This window comes from Acidobacteriota bacterium, assembly GCA_016184105.1.
Lineage (GTDB): Bacteria > Acidobacteriota > Vicinamibacteria > Vicinamibacterales > 2-12-FULL-66-21 > JACPDI01.
The window spans coordinates 91,388-113,535 of the sequence record JACPDI010000047.1; the positions used below are offsets into that span (position 1 = coordinate 91,388).

At 70.2% G+C, this 22,148-nt stretch carries 20 protein-coding genes; 14 read left to right on the plus strand and 6 right to left on the minus strand.

What is annotated here, in order from left to right; translation table 11 throughout:
• Nucleotides 1–131: 131 nt before the first annotated feature.
• The 5 genes from HYU53_16590 (at nt 132) to HYU53_16610 (ending at nt 8,744) form a co-directional block, all read left to right on the plus strand.
• A complete protein-coding gene (locus HYU53_16590) occupies nt 132–1,502 on the plus strand; it encodes a hypothetical protein (GenBank protein ID MBI2222809.1) in 1,371 nt (456 codons plus the stop codon).
• Complete coding sequence (locus HYU53_16595) at nt 1,475–4,411, plus strand: PD-(D/E)XK nuclease family protein (GenBank protein MBI2222810.1); 2,937 nt, start codon at nt 1,475–1,477, stop codon at nt 4,409–4,411. Before HYU53_16590 ends, HYU53_16595 begins: the two co-directional genes overlap by 28 nt.
• A complete protein-coding gene (locus tag HYU53_16600) occupies nt 4,404–7,769 on the plus strand; it encodes a UvrD-helicase domain-containing protein (protein ID MBI2222811.1) in 3,366 nt (1,121 codons plus the stop codon). Before HYU53_16595 ends, HYU53_16600 begins: the two co-directional genes overlap by 8 nt.
• A gap of 221 nt (nt 7,770–7,990) precedes the next feature.
• Nucleotides 7,991–8,263 carry a hypothetical protein gene (locus tag HYU53_16605; protein ID MBI2222812.1) on the plus strand — a complete coding sequence of 91 codons (273 nt, stop codon included), beginning with the start codon at nt 7,991–7,993 and terminating at the stop codon, nt 8,261–8,263.
• 259 nt (nt 8,264–8,522) lie between these two features.
• On the plus strand, nt 8,523–8,744 hold the full coding sequence (locus HYU53_16610) for a hypothetical protein (protein ID MBI2222813.1): 222 nt from the start codon (nt 8,523–8,525) through the stop codon (nt 8,742–8,744).
• Between the two features lie 28 nt (nt 8,745–8,772).
• Here HYU53_16610 and HYU53_16615 read toward each other — a convergent pair whose 3' ends face one another.
• Nucleotides 8,773–8,934 (minus strand): hypothetical protein, encoded by a 162-nt coding sequence (locus tag HYU53_16615; GenBank protein ID MBI2222814.1) that lies wholly within the window; start codon nt 8,932–8,934, stop codon nt 8,773–8,775.
• 84 nt (nt 8,935–9,018) lie between these two features.
• On the opposite strand from HYU53_16615, the gene HYU53_16620 reads away from it, so the two are divergent.
• From HYU53_16620 to HYU53_16640, 5 genes are all read left to right on the plus strand, one after another.
• A complete protein-coding gene (locus HYU53_16620; protein ID MBI2222815.1) occupies nt 9,019–9,498 on the plus strand; it encodes a hypothetical protein in 480 nt (159 codons plus the stop codon).
• 73 nt (nt 9,499–9,571) lie between these two features.
• On the plus strand, nt 9,572–9,985 hold the full coding sequence (locus tag HYU53_16625; GenBank protein ID MBI2222816.1) for a hypothetical protein: 414 nt from the start codon (nt 9,572–9,574) through the stop codon (nt 9,983–9,985).
• Nucleotides 9,982–10,581, plus strand: a complete 600-nt coding sequence (locus tag HYU53_16630; protein MBI2222817.1) for a YIP1 family protein — start codon at nt 9,982–9,984, stop codon at nt 10,579–10,581. The genes HYU53_16625 and HYU53_16630 overlap by 4 nt, the downstream gene beginning before the upstream one ends.
• Nucleotide 10,582: 1 nt before the next feature.
• On the plus strand, nt 10,583–10,906 hold the full coding sequence (locus HYU53_16635; protein ID MBI2222818.1) for a hypothetical protein: 324 nt from the start codon (nt 10,583–10,585) through the stop codon (nt 10,904–10,906).
• 61 nt (nt 10,907–10,967) lie between these two features.
• Complete coding sequence (locus tag HYU53_16640; protein MBI2222819.1) at nt 10,968–12,047, plus strand: Mrp/NBP35 family ATP-binding protein; 1,080 nt, start codon at nt 10,968–10,970, stop codon at nt 12,045–12,047.
• Here HYU53_16640 and HYU53_16645 read toward each other — a convergent pair.
• The 5 genes from HYU53_16645 to HYU53_16665 all read right to left on the minus strand — a co-directional run bounded on the left by HYU53_16645 (nt 12,044) and on the right by HYU53_16665 (nt 16,625).
• Nucleotides 12,044–13,042, minus strand: coding sequence for an FAD:protein FMN transferase (locus tag HYU53_16645; GenBank protein ID MBI2222820.1), 999 nt, complete (start codon nt 13,040–13,042; stop codon nt 12,044–12,046). The two genes, HYU53_16640 and HYU53_16645, sit on opposite strands and share 4 nt — an antisense overlap.
• Complete coding sequence (locus HYU53_16650; protein ID MBI2222821.1) at nt 13,039–13,500, minus strand: hypothetical protein; 462 nt, start codon at nt 13,498–13,500, stop codon at nt 13,039–13,041. The genes HYU53_16645 and HYU53_16650 overlap by 4 nt, the downstream gene beginning before the upstream one ends.
• Nucleotides 13,497–14,036, minus strand: coding sequence for an FMN-binding protein (locus HYU53_16655; GenBank protein ID MBI2222822.1), 540 nt, complete (start codon nt 14,034–14,036; stop codon nt 13,497–13,499). Before HYU53_16655 ends, HYU53_16650 begins: the two co-directional genes overlap by 4 nt.
• A complete protein-coding gene (locus HYU53_16660) occupies nt 14,036–15,316 on the minus strand; it encodes a hypothetical protein (protein ID MBI2222823.1) in 1,281 nt (426 codons plus the stop codon). Before HYU53_16660 ends, HYU53_16655 begins: the two co-directional genes overlap by 1 nt.
• 91 nt (nt 15,317–15,407) lie before the next feature.
• Nucleotides 15,408–16,625, minus strand: a complete 1,218-nt coding sequence (locus HYU53_16665; protein MBI2222824.1) for an MFS transporter — start codon at nt 16,623–16,625, stop codon at nt 15,408–15,410.
• 37 nt (nt 16,626–16,662) lie between these two features.
• Here HYU53_16665 and HYU53_16670 point away from each other — a divergent pair, with 37 nt between their 5' ends.
• Genes HYU53_16670 through HYU53_16685 form a run of 4 tightly spaced genes read left to right on the plus strand, consistent with a single transcriptional unit; the run spans nt 16,663 to nt 22,135 of the window.
• Nucleotides 16,663–18,435: a gamma-glutamyltransferase gene (locus tag HYU53_16670; protein ID MBI2222825.1), complete on the plus strand. Its 1,773-nt coding sequence runs from the start codon at nt 16,663–16,665 to the stop codon at nt 18,433–18,435.
• On the plus strand, nt 18,435–19,742 hold the full coding sequence (locus HYU53_16675) for an insulinase family protein (protein ID MBI2222826.1): 1,308 nt from the start codon (nt 18,435–18,437) through the stop codon (nt 19,740–19,742). Before HYU53_16670 ends, HYU53_16675 begins: the two co-directional genes overlap by 1 nt.
• Entirely contained in the window at nt 19,739–21,118 is a 1,380-nt protein-coding gene (locus HYU53_16680) for an insulinase family protein (protein ID MBI2222827.1), read from the plus strand. The genes HYU53_16675 and HYU53_16680 overlap by 4 nt, the downstream gene beginning before the upstream one ends.
• A complete protein-coding gene (locus tag HYU53_16685) occupies nt 21,119–22,135 on the plus strand; it encodes a zinc-binding dehydrogenase (protein ID MBI2222828.1) in 1,017 nt (338 codons plus the stop codon).
• The last annotated feature ends 13 nt before the right edge of the window (nt 22,136–22,148 follow it).

Below are 22,148 nucleotides of genomic sequence, written 5' to 3' on the forward strand. Positions count from 1 at the left end.
CGGCAAAAAAAGATCGGCTGTCGCTTTGTCCACATCAAATCCGCGATGCGTCCACATGTTTTCCACAGGACCCGGATCGGGTGATTTTCGCCTTGCGGCGCGCGGCGCCGCGCGCGCGTTGGTAAACTAGCGTGACTGTGGTTCGGGCGCTCATCGTCTTGTTCGCGGCGCTGGCCACGGCTGGCAGCGCGGCAGCGGAACCTCCTGCCGTTTACTACCGCGTTTTCCTGACCAACGGGTCCTCGCTCGCGAGCTACGGCGAGTTCGCGCGCGTGGCGGACCGCGTGGTGTTCTCGATGCCGCTGGGCGGCAGCCACACCGCGCCCGCGCTGCAGCTCGTGAGCATTCCGGCGGCCAGCGTGGACTGGGCCGCGACCGAGCAGTACGCCGACGCCGCGCGCGCGGCGTACTATGCCGGCACGCGCGGCGAGCAGGACTACGCGGCGCTCAACGCGGAGGTCGCCTCCGCGCTGAACGAAATCGCGACGACCGAAGACGCCGGGCTGCGGCTGCGCATCGCCGACGCCGCGCGGCGCCGGCTCGGCGAATGGTCCCGCGACAGTTACGGGTACCGCTCGCGCGATGTGTCGGAACTCTCCACGATGCTCGATGAAGTGGCGGCGGAACTGCGCGCGTCTGCCGGCGCCCGGGGCGGCTTCGACCTGCAGCTGGTCGCGATGGTGCTGCCGCCCCCCGCCGTTCCGCTGCTGCCGCCCCCGTCGTTGCGCGAGTCCGCGGAGCAGGCGATGGCCGCCGCCGCGCTCGCCGGCGACGCCGGCGAGCGACGGACGGTGCTCGCCGCCGTCGAACGCGCGCTGGCCGGCGCCGGAGAGGATTGGGCTGTGGCGCTCGCGGCGCGCGCCCGCCGCGAGATCGACGCCGAGGGCACGATCGATCGCTCGTACGGCGGGCTGGCGCAGTCAGCCCTCGCGCGCGCGCAGTCGCGGGCCCGCGCGGCCGATGTCCGCGGCGTCCAGGGCGTGATCGCCCAGGTGCTCTCGCAGGACGATCGGCTCGGCCGCCGCAGGCCGGCGGAGGTCAGCGCGCTGCTCGCCACGCTCGACGCGCGCCTGGATGCCGCGCGGCGCCTGCGCCTTGCGCGGGATCGCTGGGCGCTGCGGCTGCCCGAATACCGCTCCTACAGGCGCGAGATGGCCGAGGGGCTGCGCGTCGTCGCCGGCCTGCGCCACGTGGTCGATGACATCAAGGAGCTGGCCGGCCCTTCGCGTGCCGCACTGCTGCGTGCGGAACTGCGGACGAGCGAGGCCGCGCTGCTGATGTCGCGCGTGACCCCCCCTGCCGACCTGACGCCGGTCCACGCCCTGTTTGTCAGCGCCGTTCAGCTCGCGGCGTCCGCCTGCCGCCAGCGGCTCGACGCGATCTCGACCGGTGACGAGCAGACCGCGTGGAGCGCCTCGTCGGCGGCGGCCGGCGCGCAGATGCTGTTCGATCGTGCCCAGAAAGACCTGACCCGTTGGCTGAGACCCCCGTCACTCCCGTAGTCACCCCGCGGCGGACGCGCCTGGTCCGCGCCGCCGGCCTGCGCGCCATGCAGCAGGCGATCGTCGAGGCCGCGTTCGCCACCGACACGCTCGACGATCTGCGCGCGCGCTGCGTCATCGTTCCCACGCACGCCGCCGGCGCATCGCTGCGCCGCACGGTCGAGGACGTGCGCCTCTCCGAGCGTGCGCCCGCAACGACGCTGCCGATGATCGTCACGCGCGCGGAGCTGTATTCCGTCCTCCACGAGCGCATCGGGGGAGAGCCCTCGCGTCTCTCTGACTTCGAGCGTGAAGCGCTGCTGCGCCGTGCCGCGCGGCAGACGGCCGCGGGCGGCATCGTGCCTCCCTTCCGGCTGCGCCCGGGTCTCATCGTCGAGATCCTGCGCTTCTACGACGAGCTGCGGCGGCGCCACCGGACCGTCGAGGCCTTCGATCGGCTCCTCACCGAGACGCTCGGCGCGGGCGCTGATGACGATCGGGGCGCCGAACGTCTGCTGCGGCAGACGACGTTCCTGGCAGCGACCTATCGCGCGTACGAAGCCGCGGTCGCCAGGTCGGACGGCATCGACGAGCATGCGCTCCGCCGGATGCTTCTCGAGCGCGAGGCGCCACGCCCGATCGCGCACATCGTCGTGGCCACCGGCGACGACGGGTCGGGTCCGGGAGGCTTGTGGCCGGCGGACTTCGACCTGCTGACGCGACTCCCGGGCCTCCGACAGGTCGATGTCATCGCGACGGACGGCGAGCTCGCGGCCGGGTTGCACGAACGCCTGATGGAGCGTCTCCCCGGCATCGAAGAGGTGCGGGCGGGCGGCGGCCTCGGCCCGGCTCCGATCCTGCTCGCGCCCGAAGGGCCCGGCGCGCCGTTTCATTTCACCGCGCGCGATCGCGAGGAGGAGCTGGTCGAGACCGCGCGCATGCTGAAAGGGCGCGGTACGGATCCCGGACGGTTTGCGATCGTGTTCCAGCGGCCGCTGCCGTACCTGTATCTCGCGCGGCACGTGTTTCCCGCCGCCCGCATCGGGTACGAAGCGTCGGATGCGCTCCCGCTCGCGGCCGAGCCGTTTGCCGCGGCGCTCGATGCAGTGTTGGCCTGCATGGTGTCGGACTACACGCGCGGCTCGTTGATCGATCTCCTGCGGCTGCCGCAATTCGCATTCGCCGGCTCCGGCCGCCGGCTGTCGGCGGGCGCCGTCGCCGCTCTCAATGGCTTGCTGGCCGAGGCCAAGTACCTGGGCGATCGAGCGCAGCTCGCGCGCGTCCGCGAGCATCCGCGGGCGAAGGAGCCGGCGCTCGGGGCGCTCGACGCCGCGCTGAGGGTCGCGGAGGAGCTCGAGGCGGTGCGCGAGGGCGGGCGCGCGTCCGCGCAGCTCGACGCGCTCCTCGCGTTCCTGCGGCGGTACGACCGCACGCCACCGCCGTCCGCCTCCTGGCGCGAGCGCCATCTTCGCGCGCGCGCCGCGGTGCTCGCCGCGCTGGAGGGTCTGCGGGACGCGCACGCACGATACGACGACGAGCCGATCGACGCGGCGGAGCTGAGCGCCGCCGTTCGACGCTGGATCGAGGGACAGACCTTCGCGCCGCGCACGGGCGAGGGCGGGATTCACCTGGTCGACAGCGCCGCGGCGCGCTTCGGGACGTACGACGAGCTCCGCATTGTCGGTCTCATCGAGCGCGACTGGCCCGCGCGTTCCGGGCGCAACATCTTCTATCCCGGTCACCTGCTGACGCAGCTCGGATGGCCGGCCGAGCCCGCTGAACTGGCGGCGGCGCGCGCCGGCTTCACGGATCTGCTGCACCTGCCCAGCCGGCGCATTTCGGTTTCCGCACCGAGTCTCGAAGACGACGCGCTCGTGGCGCCCTCCACGTTCGCCGAGGAACTCGAGACATCCGGGTTGCGCGTGGAGCGTCCCCCCGCTCCGCCTCGCGCGAGGATCTCGGTGCACGACGCACTCGCAACGGATCCGGTTGCGCCCATCGTCGAAGGGGACGCGGCCGAATGGCTGGCGCTCCGGAGGGGACCGGACGAAGGCGATCCCGCGCGCTTCCGCGGCTCGGCGGGCCCCCAGCCAGCCGGGACGTTTGCTGTCAGCCATCTCGAGCAGTACCTCGCGTGCCCGTTCAAGTACTTCGCGGCTTTCGTGTTGAAGCTGGACGAGGAGCGCGAGGCGGAGGCGGGAATGAGCCCGGCCGAGCGCGGCCAGTTCCTGCACGATCTCCTGATGGAGTTCTTCAAGCGCTGGCAGGCGTCCGGGCGTGGCGCGGTCACCGCCGACATCGCCGAGGAGGCGCTCGCGGAGTTCCGCGCGCTCGCCGAAGAGCGGCTGCCGTCGCTCTCGGCGCTCGACCGCGCGCTCGAGGAAGCGCGGCTCCTCGGATCGGCGGCGGTGGCGGGGCTTGCCGAGCGCCTGTTCGCCTTCGAGATCGAGCGCGACGTGCCGGTCGTGGAGCGCCTGCTCGAGCACCGCCTCGAGGGGGAGTACACCTTCGAGGCGGGGGAGCGCCGTCGCGCGATCCGGATCCGCGCGCAGGCGGATCGGATCGATCTGCTGGCCGACGGCACGCTCCGCATCATCGACTACAAGCTCGGGCGCGCGCCGAGGATGTCGCGTGCGCTGCAACTGCCGATCTACGGCGTGTGCGCGACGCAGCACCTCGAAGGGCACGGCGGCCGGTCGTGGCGCGTCGCGGAGGCGGGATACGTCGCGTTCGGCGAGCCGGACGTGTTCCGCGCGCTCGCCGCGCGCGGCGACATCGACGCCGCGCTGGCGACGGGGCAGGCACGGCTGCTCGATGCGGTCGAAGGGATCGAGCGCGGCGAGTTCCCGCCGCGGCCGGACGACCCGTACCTCTGCACCTACTGCGCGTATGCGGCGGTGTGCCGGAAGGACTACGTGGGCGATGAGTGAGCAGCTCGATCTGTTCGGCTCGGCGCCCGGGGCGACTCACACGCGGCAGCTGCCGGACCAGCCCGCGCGCGAGTACGCCGTCGATCCGCGTCACAACGTCGTGCTGGAAGCCTCGGCGGGCACGGGAAAGACGACGGTCCTGGTGCGCCGCTATTTGAACCTGCTGCGCGACGGCGTCGATCCGTCCAACATCCTCGCGATGACTTTCACGCGCAAGGCCGCGGCGGAGATGCGCGACCGGATCGTCCGCGAGCTGAAGCGCGCCGCGTCGCAGTCGGCCGCGGACCGCGCGCGGTGGAACGGGCTGCGCGATCGCCTGTCCGACATCGAGATCAGCACGATCGACGCGTTCTGCCTGTCGCTGCTGCGCGAGTTCCCGCTCGAGGCGAACCTGGAGCCGGGCTTCTCGATGGCCGACGAGACGGAGGTGCCGCGGCTCGTCGAAGAGGCGCTCGACCGCGCGCTGCGCATCTGCCTGCTGCGCGCCTCGAAAGACGAGGAGCTGGCGCTCGTGCTCGCGCAGCTCGGCATCACCCGCGCGCGCGCGGGCCTCGCGCACCTGCTGCAGCGGCGGCTCGTGGCGCGGCAGGCGCTCGATCGCTTCCTCGCGTCGGGCCCGCGCGACCTGCACGTGCGCGGCGTCTGCCGCGCGTCGGTGACGCGGCTGCAGGACGCGCTGCAGGGCGTGCCCGGCGGCCTCGCGGCGCTCGTGGCCGATGGCCCGGTGCGCCACCCGCGCTACCGCCTTTTCGCGCGCGACCTCGCGCGGCTCGAGTCGCTCTGCGACGCGCCGCCGGCGCAGGTGCGCGGCGTGATGGAGCGCGCGCGGCGGCACTTCCTCAAGGCGGACGGCGAGCCCCGCACCACCGCCGGCCAGCTGCATCCGTACCGGCAGGAGCAGTTCGACTCCCCGGCCGCCTACCGCCGGCACCGCGACGCGGTGGCCGCCGCCGCGCCGCGGGTGAAGGACGCGCTCGACGCGTTCTCACGCGATCTGAACGTGGTCCTGGCCCGCGGCGTCCGGCAGATGTTCGCCATCGCGATCGACGAGTATCGCCGGACGCTCGAGGAGCGATCGGTCCTGGATTTTTCGGACGTGCTGGAGCACGCGCTGGCCCTCCTCGCGCAGATGGAGGAGTTCTCGCGCAGCCGCTACCGGCTCGAGTCGCGCTACCACCACGTGCTCGTCGACGAGTTCCAGGACACGAGCCGCGCGCAGTGGGAGCTGGTGTCGCTGCTGATCCAGGCGTGGAGCGAGGGGAGCGGCGTCGCGCACGACGCGCCGCTGCCGCCATCGATCTTCGTGGTCGGCGACCGGAAGCAGTCGATCTATCGCTTCCGTGATGCCGAGGTGACGGTACTGCAGCAAGCGGGTGCCTACATCGGCGCGCTGAGGCCGGACGGCCTGTCGCCGCGGCGATCGATTGCATTCAGTTTCCGCGCGCGCCCGGCGCTGCTGGCGTTCGTCAACGGCGTGTTCGGGGAGATCGAGCAGGACGCCGGGCGGGCTGACGCGTTCCAGTTCGGCGAGAGCGACCGGTTTCCGCCACCGATGACCGCCGACGTGGATGATGCGCGCGCCGCGACGCCGCTGGGGATCGTCTTCGCCGAGACGCCGGAGGGCTGTGCGGCGGCGGTCGGCGACGAGATCGCCGCGCTGCTCGGCGGCGCGACCGTGCGTGACCGGGAGACCGGCGTGAGCCGCCCGGCGCGCCCCGGAGACATCGCGATCCTCTTCCGCTCGCGCGCGAGCCATCGCGAGTTCGAAGCGGCGCTGGAGGAGCGCGGCATCCCCGCGTACGTCTACAAGGGGCTCGGGTTTTTCGACGCGGACGAGATCAAGGATCTCCTCGCGCTGCTGCGGTTCCTTGCCGACCCGACGTCCCACGTGCGCGCGGCGGCGCTTCTGCGCTCGCGGTTCGTGAGGATCTCGGACGAGGGGCTGGTACGGATAAAAGGGGTCGGGAGTGTTCTTGCGGCCCTCGATTCCGGCAAAAATACTCCCGACCCCTTATTGCGCCCCGACGATGCGGCCCGCCTCGCGCGGGCACGCGTCTCGGTCGCCGGCTGGCTGCGGCTGGCCGACCGCGTTCCGCCGGCCGAACTGCTCGATCAGATCCTCGCGGAAACCGCGTACGACTACGAGCTGCGCGGCCCTCGCCGCGCGCAGGCGCGCGAGAACGTCAAGAAGATGCGCGCCCTCGTCCGCCGCATCCAGAACCGCGGCTACGCGACGCTCCGGCGAATCGCCGAGCACCTCGACAGCCTGTCGGCCGGCGACGAGTCGAACGCGACGCTCGAAGCGGTGGCCGCCGTGAACCTGATGACCGTGCACGCCGCCAAGGGCCTGGAGTTCCCGGTGGTGTTCGTCGTCAATCTCGCGAAAGGGGCGGGGGGCACGCCGCCGCCGGTGCGCGTCGTGGCCGATGGCCCTGGCGGGGAGCCGTCGGTTTCGGTCGCCTCCTATATCTCCGAGGCGGACGAGGATCACCGGGCGCGCGAAGAGGAAGAAACCAAGCGCCTCTTGTACGTCGCGCTGACGCGCGCGCGCGACGCGCTGTACCTCGGGACCGTCCTGAAAGACGGCGAGATGCGCCCGATGCGCGGCAGCCTCGGCGAAGTGCTTCCCGGCTCTCTCCGGGCGCTCTGTGGGTCGCAGAACGCCGCGCACGACACGGTGGCGTGGCGCACGGCATCGGGCGAGACGCACGTGTTGCGCGTCGTCAAGCCCGCGGAGCCGCGCCGCGCTGCGCCGGTCCCCCTGGCCAGTCTCGAGACGGCGTTCCCCGGCGGTGACATCTTTGGCCCGCTCGCCATCGCGGGTGGCGCGCCGCGCATCGCCGCGACGAGCTACGCCAGCGCGGCTGCGGCAGGCACGAGGTTCGGCGCCGCACAGCCGTTCGCGTCGGCCGACGACCTGATGGTCGGCACGCTCGTGCACCGGCTCTTCCAATCAGCCGTGCCGCCAGGAGACGCGGCGGCGGTGGCGCGCCGCGCCCGCGCGCTCCTTCGCCCCGAGGAACGCGCACAGCTCGCCGCCGAGGAGGCCGCGATTGCCGAGGCGTCGACACTGTACGGATCGCTCGCGCGCCGCGCCGACGTGGCGGCGATGCTCGCCAGCGGCGTTTGTGACCACGAAGTGCCGTTCTCGCTGCAGATCCAGAAGGGCGACGGCTCGGTGATCCTGCGGGGCACGATCGATTGCCTCGTCCGCCGGGCCGACGGCACGGTGTTCATCCTGGAGTTCAAGACCGGCCGCCGGAAAGCGGAGCACGCACGCCAGCTGGAGATCTACGAAGCGGCGGCACGGGCGCTGTTTCCCGGTGCCGACGTGAGCGGCGCCGTGATTTACCCCTGATGCCACGGGCTGGTTCCCGCACGCGCAGCCGCCTCAGCGGCGCCAGCTCTGCGCGCGCGTAAGAACCGGGGGCACGAGTATCAGTTAGGGCGATCGTGTCATTCAGACAGGGCGAGGGAACCGAAAAGCAGTTGAGAAGGTCTAAGGAAATAGTGGCTCCGGGTTTGCATCGGCACGGGGCACGTGGCGCCGGGGCCGCCGACCCCCCCGGGAGGTGCAGCATGACAGTCTCCGCCGGGTTTGTTTCCGACGCGCGACGCGCGAACCCGCTGTTCGAGCTCGAAGCGCTCGAGGGCATGCCCTGCGGCTGCGTCGCGGCGGCGTATCGCGCCCGGCCCTGGGACGTGGCGGTCGTGTCCATCGAGGCGAAGGGACATTACTGCAGCCTGACGGGTCATACGCAGGGGCAGATTCTGCGCCTCGGCGACCTGGCGGATCCCGAAGCCGACGCGTACGAATTCGACGAGGAGGAAGGCCAGACTTACACGCCGTAATACTGGCGTGCCCGCGCCTCGGCTTCCTCCCGCGTTCGTCCCACCAGAACTATCGCGTTCCGGGGCTTTCCGGCCTCGTCCGGGACCCAGGCAATCCAGTGCGGGCCGCGCGGTTCCGAGCGGATCTCGGCGTGGCTCGTCGAGTCAATCGGCATAAATGAGGGCTCCCGGACGATTTTACTGCCTCCGGGCGTGAAGATCTCATTGCTTCGCGCGGTGCGCGCTCATACAATTTCAACGTTGAGTTGAGGAGTTCTGAATGGCACTTGTCTGTCCGAACTGCGGCAACGACCGTAATTTCGTCGTGAAAACGCTGCAGATGCACGTGGTACGGGTCGAAGATTCCCGTGTCGAGGTGGCCGAGGAGAACCGGCCGTCGGTCGCCGAAGTTCTGTGCGACGAATGCGAAACGTCGCTCGATTTTCACGACTTCGAGGATGCACTCCGCCGCGAGATGATGCTCACCCTCGGCGTACGGTAAGCCTTCGGGGGCTGCGGCCCCCTCGCCCTCAGCCCTCGTCCTCGGCCGCTTCCTCGAAGTAGTCGCACTCGCGGCACGTCCATTCGCGGATTTGCCGCTTGTATGTCTCGGCGGTGCCCGGCACGCGAACGGTCTCCTCGCGGGCGACCAATTCCATCGAATCGCCGCACATCGGGCATTCTTTTGGCATGGGTCAATTATGCCTCCCGGGCGGGGTCGCGCCGCGATCGAGAAAGGTTGACAGCGCGCGGATCGCCCCCTAGTGTACTTCCCAGTGCGCGATTACTACGACGTGATCGGCGTGAGGCGCGACGCGGGGGCGGAGGAAGTGCGCCGCGCGAGCCGCCGGCTGTCTTCGCACGAGCCGTGGCACGACGAGGTCGCCATCGACTTTCCGTCGGCGGCGCGGCTCGCCGACCGGATGCGCGCGTCGTTTTTCGGGCGCGAGCCGCACACTGGCGCGCTCGTCGCCGAACTCTCGGTCTCCCGCGACGAAGCACGCGCGGGCGGCGACGTGCCCCTCATGATTCCCGTCCGCCATCTCTGTCCTGCCTGCGGCGGGCGCGGCGAGGTCTGGCTCGACGCGTGTGCGCCGTGTGCGGGCACCGGCGAGCTGGTCTCCTCGCGCCGGATCTCCGTCACGCTGCCCGCGGGCACGGAAGACGGCGCGTTTTTCCGGTTCGCGCTGCCGGTTCGTCCCTTGGACGGGGCCTCGCCGTTTACGGCCATCGAAATTCGGGTCGCGGTCCGTTAGAATCAGCGCGGCTCATTCCCACAATCCGATACGTGATGCAGCGGAGTCGCGGCGCTCCCCAGGGGCGCTGAGCATGCTTAAACACATCGACCTGCTCGGGCTGCTGTACATCGTCTGGGGCGCGCTCGGCGTGCTGCTGGGGATTTCCGTGCTGCTGCTGGCGGCCGGCGCGGTGGCGATTGCCGCCTCCGGCATGCACCGGGGGCCGGAGATCGGGGCGGCGCTGACGGCGTTCGCGCTCACGGCTGCGAGCATCGTGCTGCTGATTGGGGGCGGGGCCAACGTGTGGGCGGGGGCGGGACTGCGGCGGCATCGGGGGGCGGCGCGGATCACCGCGCTTGGCCTCGGGTTGCTGAATCTGTTTCTGCTGCCGTTCGGCACGGCGCTGGGGATCTACACGTTCTGGGTGCTGTTGAACCAGGATGCGCGCGCGCGCTTCGAACCCGCGCCCGCGCAGCCGTCTGAGCCGACAAGGAGTATTCAATGAACCTGCAGGAACGCGTGACGCGCATTCTCAAGCAGCCGAAGCAGGAATGGCCGGTGATCGAGGCGGAGCCGACCGACATCGCGACGCTCTACAAGTCCTACATCGTCCCGCTCGCGGCCATTCCGGTCGTGTGCAACTTCATCGGCCGCGTCGTCTTCGGCATGCCGGTGCCGTTCGTCGGCCGGTACCGCTTCGGCGTCGGCGAGGCGCTCCGCGCGGCGGTCTTCGAGTACATCGGCGCGCTCGTCGGCGCGTTCGTCGCGGCCTTCATCGTCTCCAAGCTGGCGCCCACCTTCGGGTCGCGCGACGATCAGCGCCAGGCGTTGAAGCTGGTGGCCTACTCGAGCACGGCGGTCTGGATCGCCGGCGTGCTGAACCTCGTCCCGGCCCTCAGCGTTCTCGTGATCTTCGCGGCGGTGTACTGCGTGTACGTGTATTACCTGGGCGTGCCCGTCATGATGAAGACACCGCCCGACAAGGTGATCGCCTACATGGTCGTCTCCGTTCTCGTCGTCATCGTGGTGTACTTCGTGCTGGCGCTGATCATGGGCGTTGCCGGGGGCGTCGGGGGCATGATGTCGGGCGGGGCGCTCTGAGTTGACCGACGGCGGAAGTCCGGAAACGTCGAGCACCGGCCTGGACCTCGCGGTGGCCGGAATGCTGGCCTATGTCGCCGGCTGGCTGAGCGGCGCGCTGTTTCTCGCCATCGAGAGGAAGAGCCGCTTCGTCCGGTTCCACGCGTGGCAGTCGGTGCTCACGTTTCTTCCCATCTTCCTGGCGCTGTGGTTCGTGCCGCTGTGGTTCCTCTTCTGGCCCGTCAGCGTCGCGCTCTGGATTCTCCTGATGTACAAGGCATTCCACGGCGAGCGTTTCAAATTGCCGGTCGTCGGCGACATGGCCGACCGGCGGGCGGGCCGTTAAGCCACCGCGGATTCCCGCCATCGATCGCGCCCCGCCCGGCGTTGGAAGGTACAATAGCGGGATGGCTACCGAAGTCACTGAGGCGGCGGTCCTGTCGGCGTTGCGGAGCGTCAAGGACCCCGACCTGCATCGAGATATCGTCGCCCTCGGGTTCATCAAGAAGCTGTCCATCAGCGGCGGTCGTGTCGATTTCACGATCGAGCTGACCACGCCCGCGTGTCCTGTGAAGGACAAGATGCGCGACGAGGCGAAAGCCGCGGTCTCGGCCGTTCCGGGCGTGACCGAGGTCGAGGTGCGGATGTCCGCGCAGGTTCGTGCGGGCGGCGCGGACTTCAGCCGGGCGGGGATCCCCGGCGTCAAGAACATCATCGCGGTCGGCGCTGGAAAAGGGGGCGTCGGCAAGACGACCGTCGCAGTGAACCTCGCGGCGGCGCTGGCGAGATGCGGCAGCCAGGTCGGCCTGATCGACGGCGACATCTACGGCCCGAACGTGCCGATGATGCTGGGGCTGAACACGCAGCTCACGACCGACGGCCAGAAGATCGTGCCGGCCGAGCAGTATGGCATCCACGTCGTGTCGATCGGCTTCCTCACCCAGGACGATTCGCCGGTCATCTGGCGCGGGCCGATGCTGCACGGCGTCATCCAGCAGTTCTTTCGCGAGGTACGGTGGCCGGCGCTCGACTACCTCATCGTCGACATGCCGCCGGGCACCGGCGACGTGGCGCTCAGCCTCAGCCAGGTGGTTCCGGTGACCGGCGCCGTGCTCGTGACGACGCCGCAGAACGTGTCGCTGGCCGACACGCGGCGGGCCGTGCGGATGTACCAGAAGCTGAACATCCCGACGCTCGGGCTCATCGAGAACATGAGCCACTTCGTGTGCCCGAACTGCCATCACGAGAGCGACATCTTCGGGAAAGGGGGCGGCGAGGGACTCGCGAAGGCGATGAGCGTCCCGTTCATCGGCCGCGTGCCGATCTACGAGCCAATTCGGCGCGGTGGCGACTCGGGAATGCCGCTGGTGCTGGCCGAGCCCGATTCACCGCCCGCGCGCGCGTTCATGGCCGCGGCCGAGCAGATGGCCGCGCAGATCTCGATCGCGAGCTACAAGCGCCCGATCCCGCTCACGCCGGTCAGCTAGGAGCGAACCGGTCGGCGCGCGCTGGGGAAGCGCTGACGGAACGCGTCCGAGGCCCGCACGCGCACGCGGTTCCCCGAGGGAATGAGAAAGCAGGCGGAGACACCCTGCGCGTTCGCCCAGCGCAGGCCTTGCTCCGGCCCCATCACGTACAGCGCGGTCGAGAGGATGTCCGCGACGAGGCCGCGTTCGTTCCAGACCACGACCGAGCCGCCGAATGTCGCCGGCGTGCCGGTGCGAGGGTCGATGATGTGTCCGACGCGCGCGCGGCCCGCGCGCTGATCGCGCTGCGACCCGCCGCTGGTCGCGATCGATCCGCTCGTCAGCCTGACGTCGAACAGCCTCCGGGACCGGTGTCGCGGATGCGCGACGGCGACGCGCCAGCCGCCTGGCGGGCTGACGCCCCACACGCCGACCTGGCCCCCCAGATCGATGAGCCACCCCGCCGAGGGAACGGCCGCGGCAGACGCCCGATCGATCGCCTCTCCTTTTCCGAAGCCTCCCGAGTCCAGGCGCCCGTGCTCCGGACGGCGGATCGTGCACGCGGACCTCTCGAAGCTCCACGCGGAGAAGCGCGATGCCGGCAGGGCCGCGATGATTTCCTCGTGCGACGGCACGCGCGCGGTCGTCTGCACGCCCCAGATGTCGAGGAGCGGCCCCGCCGCGGGGTCGAAGGTGCCGCCGGTGCGGCGCGTCCAGTCCGAGAGGAGGCCCATCAGCTCGCAGAGTGCCGGCGGCACGGCGGCGATCTCGCCGGGGCGCGCACGGTTCAGCCGATTGAATGGCGTGTCGCGCCAGGTGCTCAGGTCCTGCTCGGTGTCTTCGAGAACGCGAAGGAGCGCGTCCAGCGCGGAGAGCGCCTCGGGACGGGACGCCGCGCGCGCGACAAGAGTGGCGCGCGTGCCCATCAGGTATGCCTCGCGGCTCGCTTCGGCCGACGCGACCGGCTGCGCCAGCGCGAGCACGAGCGTCTGAGCGAGCGCGAGGGCCGGGATCACGCGGCCGGCCGGATCGGTTCGGCTCGTCGCTGCCGGCGCTGGTGGCGCAGGCTTAACGCGATGTGCGCGGCGTACATGATGAGGAACAGCGTGCCGCTTGCCACGTGCGCCACCATCGTGGCGAAATGCAGCCGTTCAGACGTGAGGACCTGGAGCAGATATCCGGATGCGACCATCACGACGAATGTCCAGACCGACACGAGGCCCGACCGGCGGTTGTACGGCTGGCCCCCGTCGATCTTCGCCGTCACGTGCGCGGACCAGATGATGCCGAACATCAGCACGAGCGCGGGGGCCGACAGGATGTGCACGTACAGCATGTACGGCTGCCACGGATGGTTCACGACGGCGAAGGGATCGCTCGCCTCCATGAAGTACTTCATCCACAGATAGGCGAGGCCGCTCGCCCCGACCATCACGCTGAGCGCCGCGAGCAGGCGCCTCTGGAGAGCGGTCATCGCTGGAGCTCCTTGCTCAGCACACCGTCGATCGCCAGGACGCGCCGGACGGCTTCAGTCACCGCCCTGGCCGTCAGCGTGGCTCCGGCGATGGGCCGGATCGCGCGGTGCAGCCGCAGGTCGTCGTCGAGCGGGCGCCCCTGGTGCTGTTTGGCCCAGGCGTGCGGGGCACGGTATTCGGGAGGTTCGAGGAACGCCGTGACGTCGATCCTCTTTACGCGTCCCCCCGCATCGAGCGAGATCAGCAGCGACTCTTTTTTCGTCCGCACGACGTGCGTATCGACGTAGGCGCGCCCGACAGCCTGCCCGTCTTTCGTCGCGACGTAGCGGGCCACGAGCGCGCTGGGAACGCCGACCCCGGCGAGGGACGCCGCCTGGCGCTGCTGCTCGGCGGTCAGGAACACCTGCTCGGCCTTGATGACCGCGCCGGGAAACGCTGCCGCCAGCGCTTCGTCCCGCGTGATGCCGGCCGGACCGGCCGCGGCAGATGCCGTGGCCAGACCGAGCACGCCGATCGCGAGCAGGACGTCGCGCATCAGAACGCGTAGCCGAGCGCGATGTTGAACTGGTTGCGGCCCGTCCGCGCGCCGTTGGTCACCCACTGGTAATCGGTCTTGACCACGACGCCGGTCACCGGGCGCAGCTCGAGGCCCAGCGTCTGCCAGGTAATGCGCTTCGCCGGATCGGCGGTGAAGCCCGCTGGGACTTCGGCGTGCGTGTTGACTCGCTCGAACCGGTAGTAGGGCGTCAGCGCGATCGTGGTGCTCCGGCGGTTCAACACGTTGTAACCCGCCTGCGCGTATCCCCCTTCCATGACGCTGCCGATGCCGGCGGCGCCCGTGAGCTTCAACGCCCCGTTGAGCGCGGCGGCATCGTCGATTGACGCGCGGGCGTACAGCGCGCGCACGTCGAGGCCGCGCATCTGCGCCTGGCCGTGCACCTCGCCGATCGTCGTTCCCGCGTCCACCTCGCCGACCTGGTTCTGCCCGGATGCACCCGCGTAGAGGCTGCCGCCGACCAACACGCCGTCGAGCGGCGCGAGGTCGGCGCGGCCCACGAAGGCGAAATTTTCCGCGATGGCCTCCTTGCCGGACTGGCGCCCGCCCCGGATGCCGTTCGCGCTGAAGCCGCGCGCGTTGAGGCCAGTCACGACGTAGGCGCGGTAGCTCACGGGGCCACGGCTCCCCAGTACGCCGGCGCCGTTCTCGCGCCACGTGGACGGCACGATCCGCCGTTCCGTCTCCGGCCGGCCCGTGCCGAAGTACACCGTCGGCTCGTGGAACTCGTTGATCAGGCCCATCGGCAGCAGCAGGAGCCCGCCGCGCAGCGTGAGGTCGTTGCGCACGCGGTAATCGACGTAGGCGAACTCCACACCGACCTCTTCGCCGCCATGCTCGAACTCGATCTCCGAGTTGAACAGGAATCGATCGTTGAAGCGATAGCCCGCGTAGAGCACCGCGCGCAGGAAGTCGAACCGCGACGATGCGGGGCTCGCGGCGCCGTTCTCCAGGGTGTCGTCCAGTTTCTGGTAGACGATCTCGCCGTACCCGGCGAACGAGACCCCTTGCTTCTTGCGGTAGATGGCCGCCGCCGACGGGGCGACGCCAAGGCTGCGGCGCTGCGCCTCGGTCAACTCTTCTTCCGGCTCCCCGCTGCGCAGCCGCTCCAGTTCCTGGGCGAGTACGTCGAGCCGCCGGCGCAGCTCGTCGATCTCGCTTTGTGCGGGCTGCTGCCGGGCGGGCGAAACGGTGGGGACGGTGGGGGATGACGGTGGGGTGGTGAACGTCAACAACCCCGCAACGAGGTACTCAAACATGATGACTCCAAGTCAAAATGAGAACCGATCTCAAGTTTAGGCAAGTGTATATCCGACCAAATAGGTCGGTCAAGCCGTATTGTTGAGATCCTCAGCGCCCAGCGCGCCCCACGACCAGGTTGCCCAGGAAAGGCCCAATCGCCAACGGCGCCAGTGCCCACTGCCACCCGGCGGTTTCCGCGATCGCCGCGGTGGCCCGGATGCTCAGCATCGTCAGCAGAAAGCCGGCGCACGTCTGCAGGGTCAGCGCGGTGCCGATGTGCGCGGGGTCGCACGACTCGGTGATGAGCGCGGAGAACTGCGCGGAGTCTGCGATGACCGTTGCGCCCCAGACCACGGCGACGAGCACGAGCAGCCACGGCGCGCGCCCGAACACGAGCGGCGTCGTGAGCGCCAGGATCCCGCTCGCGATCATCGCGAGTCTCGCCACGCGCGCCTTGCCCACGCGATCGGCAGCGATCCCGGCGAGCAGGCAGGCCGGCGCGCCCGCGACGAACGTGATGGCGGCAATCACCGGTCCCCAGCTCGCCGCCGCGCCGGAGTAGGCGAACGCGCTTGCCGCGCCGAACGCCGCCATCCAGGTCCAGCAGCCGTACAGCTCCCACATGTGCCCGAGATAGCCGAGCGTTGAGGCACGGGCGCGCGGCTCGCGGAAGATGACGAGCGCGGCTTTCGGATCGAAGCGCGCCGTCGGGATGACGTGCGGGCCGTCGCGCACGATCAGCAGCATGATCGCCGCGCCCGCGATCGCCTGGATCGAGACGCCGGCCATGACCTGGCGCCACGCCAGCGGGGCGGCGATGGCGGCGAGCACGTGCGGTCCCGCCGATCCGAGCGTCAGCGCGCCGATGAGCAGTCCGAGCGCCGTGCCTCGCCGCCGGAGCGTCCATCCGGCGGCAATCTTCATGGCCGGCGGGTAGACGCCCGCGAGCGCAACGCCGGTGAGAAACCGTCCGGCGATGAGGGATGCGCCGTTCGGCGCCACGAATGCGGACAGCGTGGCGAGGGCGCCCATCACGCAGCCGCCCGCGAACACGCGGCGCGGCGCGACGATGTCCGGCAGATTGGTGAGCGCGCTGGCCAGCGTGCCGACGACGAACCCGAGTTGGACGGCCATCGTGAGCCACGCGATGCCGTCGGCGCCCAGCGCGAAGCGTGCCGCGAGGGCCGGCGCGACCGCCGTGCCGGCAAACCACAGGCTCATGCCAAGCAGTTCGGCGAGGGCAATCCACGCCAGTTGGATGGCTGATTGCGGTTTACCGCGCGCCGGTTTGCCGGTAGGATGCACGATGACTCCCGGGGACAGCATGGTGCGAGAGCATAGCCGGATTTTTCACCGCGCGGGTGTGGCCACCCTCGTTGTGCTCCTGGTGATGAGCATGACGGCGAGCGCGCAGTTGAGACCTGAGTTTCGCGGGCGCCGCGGCGTCGTGGCCGCCGGCCGCAGCCACACGGCCGAAGCCGGCGCGCGGATGATGATGAACGGGGGAAATGCCATCGACGCCGGCGTGGCCGCGGTGTTCGCGGCCGCGGTGGTGGAGATCTCGCATTTCGGCCTGGGCGGCGAAGCGCCCATCATCATCTACTCGGCGCGCGACCGGCAGGTGATCGTCATCAACGGGCAGGGCCGCGCGCCGCGCGCCGCCACCCCCGCGCTCTTCGCCGGCAAGGCGGCGATCCCCGGCAACGGTCCGCTCGGCGCGACGATTCCCGCGGTGGTGGATGCCGCCACGCTCGCGCTCGCGCGCTACGGCACGAAGTCGCTGGGCGACGTCCTCGCGCCCGCGGTCGCGCTCGCCGACGGCTTCCCGATGTACGACTTCCTCCGGCGGTATCTCGAGTCGGAGCGCAAGGGGTGCGAGCCGTACGCCTGGACGATGCGGACCTACTATCCGGAAGGGCGCATTCCGGCGGCCGGCGAGATGTTCCGGCAGCCGAACCTCGCAAGGACGCTGCGGGCGCTGGCCGACGCCGAGCGCGCCGCGCTGGCGGCTGGCGCCGGGCGGGAGCAGGCGATCCGCGCCGGGCGCGACGCGTTCTACAAGGGAGACATCGCGCGACGCATGGCGGCCGCCGTGCAGGAGGCGGGCGGCGTGATGACCGAGGCGGACCTCGCCGCGTACGAGGGGCGGATCGAGGAGCCGACCTCCGCCACCTATCGGGGGCTGACGATCTACAAGGCGGGCCCGTGGAACCAGGGACCCGTGCTGCTGCAGACGCTCCGGCTGCTCGAAGGATTCGATCTCAAGTCGATGGGCGCCGGCTCGGCCGACGCGGTCCACGTGGCGACCGAGGCCGTGAAGCTCGCGTACGCCGACCGCGACCGGTACTACGGCGACCCGGACTTCGTGAAGGTGCCGATGGCGGAACTGCTGTCCGACGGCTACACGACCGAGCGCCGGGCGCTGATCGATCGCGCAAAGGCGAGCCTGGACACCCGTCCGGGCGACCCCGCCGCCCGACGCGCGCTTACCGAGGAGGAGCGAGCCGCCGGAGGGGAGCGCCGCGAAGCGGCGCCGGCGAGCGGGGAGCAAAGCGCCGCCGGAGGGGAGCGCCGCGAAGCGGCGCCGGCGAGCGTTGAGAAAGACACGACCGCGGTGGAAGCCGTCGACAAGGACGGCAATCTTTTTTCCGCGACCCCCAGCTCCGGCTGGCTGCTCGGCGGCGCGTTCGTCGCCGCCGACACCGGCGTGCCGATGAGCAACCGGATGCAGGCGTTCCGGCTCGACCCGGCGAGCCCCAACGTGCTCGCCGGCGGCAAGCGGCCGCGCACCACGCTGACCCCGACGATCGTGTTGCAGGACGCCAGGCCGTTCCTGGCCATCGGCACGCCCGGCGGTGACAGCCAGGATCAGCAGATCCTCAACGCGCTTCAACTCGTTGCATCCGGAAAGCTCGTTCGACGATCATCGTGCGCAGCCCGGGGTGCTCGAGATCGAGGCCTCCGCGCCGGCGGCCGTGCGCGACGAGCTGGCGCGTCGCGGGCACGTTCTTCGCGTACGTCCCGCGTACGGGATCTCCACCGGCGTGGTGGCAGCCGGGATCGATCCCACGACCGGCCTGTTGAGGGGCGGCGCGGATCCGCGCCGCGAGCGGTACATCGTCGCGTGGTGAGCTGATGCACATACCTTTCGTCACCGAGAAGCTCGCCAATGGCCTCGACGTCATCGTCCATGAGGACCACGGCTGCCCGATCGTCGCGGTGAACCTCTGGTATCACGTCGGCTCGAAGAACGAGCGGCCGGGTCGAACCGGTTTCGCGCACCTCTTCGAGCACCTCATGTTCGAGGGGTCGCAGCACTACGACCGCGGCTATTTCCACCCGTTGCAGGAAGCGGGCGCCTCGCTGAACGGCTCGACCAACGCAGACCGGACGAACTACTGGGAGGTCGTGCCGTCCAATGGCGTCGAGCTGGCGCTGTGGATGGAGTCGGATCGCATGGGCTATCTGCTTCCCGCGCTGACCGAGCAGAAGTTCGTCAACCAGCGCGACGTCGTGCTCAACGAGCGCCGGCAGAACTACGAGAATCGCCCGTACGGGCTCGCGACGATGGCGCTGGTGGCCGCGATGTACCCGCCGGATCATCCGTATCACTGGCTGACGATTGGCGGCGCCGAGGACCTCAAGGCGACAGGGCTGGAGGAGGTCCGCGCGTTCTTCCAGACCTACTACCATCCGCGCAACGCGTCGCTCTCGATTGCGGGCGACATCGACACGCGCCGCGCGCTGGAGCTGGCCAGGGACTACTTCGAGGAGATTCCCGCCGGCCCGGCGCCGCTGCCGGTGGTGCCCCCCCGCGCGGAGGTCACCTCCGAGCAGCGGCTGCTCCTCGAAGACCGCGTGGAGCTCCCGCGCATCTACATGTCGTGGCACGCACCGGCGCTGTTCGAGAAAGGGGATGCCGAGCTGGATCTCGTGGCTGAGATTCTGGCGGGGGGCAAGACGTCGCGGCTGTACCGCGCGCTGGTCTATGAAACGCGCGTCGCGACCGAGATCGCGGCGTCGCAGAACTCGCGCGAGCTTTCCAGCTTCTTCCAGGTCGTGGCGACCGCGGCGCCCGGACGGATGCTGCCGGAAGTGGAGCGGATTATTCGCGGTGAGATCGAGCGTTTTATCGCGCACGGCCCCGAGCCAGCGGAGCTCGAGCGCGCGCTCGCGCAGGCCGAAGCGCATTTCGTGCAGCGGCTGCAGACCGTGGGAGGCTTCGGGGGCAAATCCGATCAGCTCAATGCGTACAACACGTTCCTCGGCGGGCCGGATTACTTTGCGCAGGATCTGCAGCGGTACCGCGACGCGACGGCAGACGACATCCGCGAAGCCGCCGCAACGCACCTCGCGACCAGCCGCCGCGTGATGCTCAGTGTCGTGCCCCGGGGGCGGCTCGCGCTCGCCATGCCCAATTCCAAGCCGGTGTCCGTTTCATGATGCGCGTCGATCGCAGCTCCCTGCCGGTGCTCGGGCCCGATCCCCAGCTCCGGTTTCCGACCATCGAAAAGTCGTCGCTGTCCAACGGGCTGAGGATCTGGACGATCGAGCACCGCGACGTGCCCGTGGTCGTCTTCGTGCTGCTGCTGCCGGTCGGCGCCGCCGCCGATCCGGACGATCGTCCGGGCCTTGCCGCCATCACCGGCGACCTGCTGGACGAAGGGTGCGGCAACCGCTCCGCGCTCGAGATCCACGACGCGCTCGCGCGGCTCGGCGCCCAGATGGAGACCGAGGTGGGCTCGGACGCGAGCGTCGTGACGATGTCCGTCCTGTCGCGGAACATGGGGCGCGGCCTCGGCCTGCTCGCGGAGATGGTGCGCGAGCCGCGATTCGAGCAGAAGGAATTCGACCGCGTCCGCGATCTCCGGCTGAACCGGTTGCTGCAGCTGCGCGACCTCGCGCCGGCCGTCGCCGATCGGGCGTTCACGCACCTGCTCTACAGGAACCACCCGTACGGGCATCTCGCCATCGGCACAGAGGGATCGCTCCGGGGCATGATGCTGCGCGAAGTCCACCAGCACTACCGCCGCGCGTACCGCCCGGAGCGCGTCACGGTGATTGCGGTCGGCGATGCCACGCACGACGCGTTGAAGCAGGCGGTCGCGCGCGGGTTCGAGAGCTGGAAGCCGGCGGCCGGCGGCAACGGCACCCCGCTCGTGGATGCCGGCGAGATCGATCCGCCACGCGGGGCCCTCGAGCGCCTCGCGGTCGTGCATCGCGCCGGTGCGGCGCAGTCGGAGCTGCGTATCGGCCAGGTCGCAGCGGCGCGACAAACGCCCGACTATCACGCGCTCCTCGTGCTCAACATGGTGCTGGGCGGGCAGTTCATCAGCCGCGTGAACATGAACCTGCGCGAGGAGAAGGGATACACCTACGGCGCGCGGACGGCGTTCGATTTCCGGCGCGGTCGCGGCCCCTTCCTGCTGCAGGTGGGGGTGCAGACCGAGGTCACCGCCGACGCGCTCCGCGAGGCGCTGGCCGAACTGGCGGCCATCCGCGGCGATCGGCCGGTGACCGACGCGGAGCTGACCACCGCCCGCGCGGCGCTGACGCGCGGCTACCCCAGGAACTTCGAGACCGCGGATCAGATCGCCCGCGCCGCGGCGCAGCTCGCGCTGTACGGGCTGCCGGACAATTACTTCAGCGAGTTCGCGCCGAAGGTGACCGCCGTCGATCGCGACGAGGTGACCCGCGTGGCGCAGGCGTACCTCGATCCCCCGCGCATGCTCACCGTCGTGGTCGGCGACCGCGATCGCATTACGGCACCGCTCTCGGCGCTCAACCTGGGTGACTCCTCGGAAGTGGCGATGGCGTAAATGAAGGCGATCAGATTCCATCAGCATGGCGGGCCCGAGGTCCTGCGCTACGAGGACGCGCCGGACCCGGCGCCGGCGCCCGGCTACGCGCGCGTGCGCGTGCGCGCGTGCGCGCTCAACCACCTCGATCTCTGGGAGCGTCGCGGCCTGGATCGCGTCAGCCTGCCGCTCCCGCACATCTCGGGCAGCGATGTGGCCGGCGAAGTGATCGACGCAGAGGGTTTCGAGACCGGTGCGCGCGTGCTCGTGCAGCCCGGCCTGAGTTGCGGTCGTTGTCCCGCGTGCCTCGCCGGGCGCGACAATCTGTGTCCGTCGTACGACGTTCTTGGATACCGCTCCGATGGGGGGTACGCCGAGATCGTCCGGGTGCCGCTCGCCAACCTGGTGCGCATCCCGCCGCACGTCGACTTCGTTCGTGCGGCCGCCTTTCCGCTGACCTTCCTGACGGCCTGGCACATGCTCGCGACCGTCGCGCGCGTCCGGCCCGGCGAGGATGTGCTCGTGCTCGCGGCGGGCAGCGGCGTGGGACAGGCGGCCGTTCAGGTCGCGCGTTTCCTGGGCGCCCGGGTCATCGCCACCGCTGGATCGGACGAAAAGGTCGCGCGCGCCTCGCAGATGGGTGCATGGGGCGTGATCAACCACTCGTCCGGCGATGTCGCGGCAGAAGTCCGGCGCCTGACCGGTGGCCGCGGTGTCGACGCCGCCGTCGAGCACGTGGGACAGGCCACGTGGGAACAGAGCATCCGCAGCCTCGCGCGCGGCGGGCGCGTCGTCACATGCGGCGCCACGACCGGATACGCGACCACGCTGGACCTGCGTCATCTCTTCGCCCGGCAGCTCTCTCTGCTCGGGTCGTACATGGGCACGAAGGCCGAGCTGCTCGAGGCGTCGCATTTGTTTTTCGGCGGGCAACTGACGCCGGTGGTGGATACCACCTATCGGCTGGAAGCGGCCGCCGAGGCGCAAGTTCGGATGGAACGGCGGGAGCAATTCGGTAAAATCGTGCTGGAGGTGTGAACCACCTCCCGCC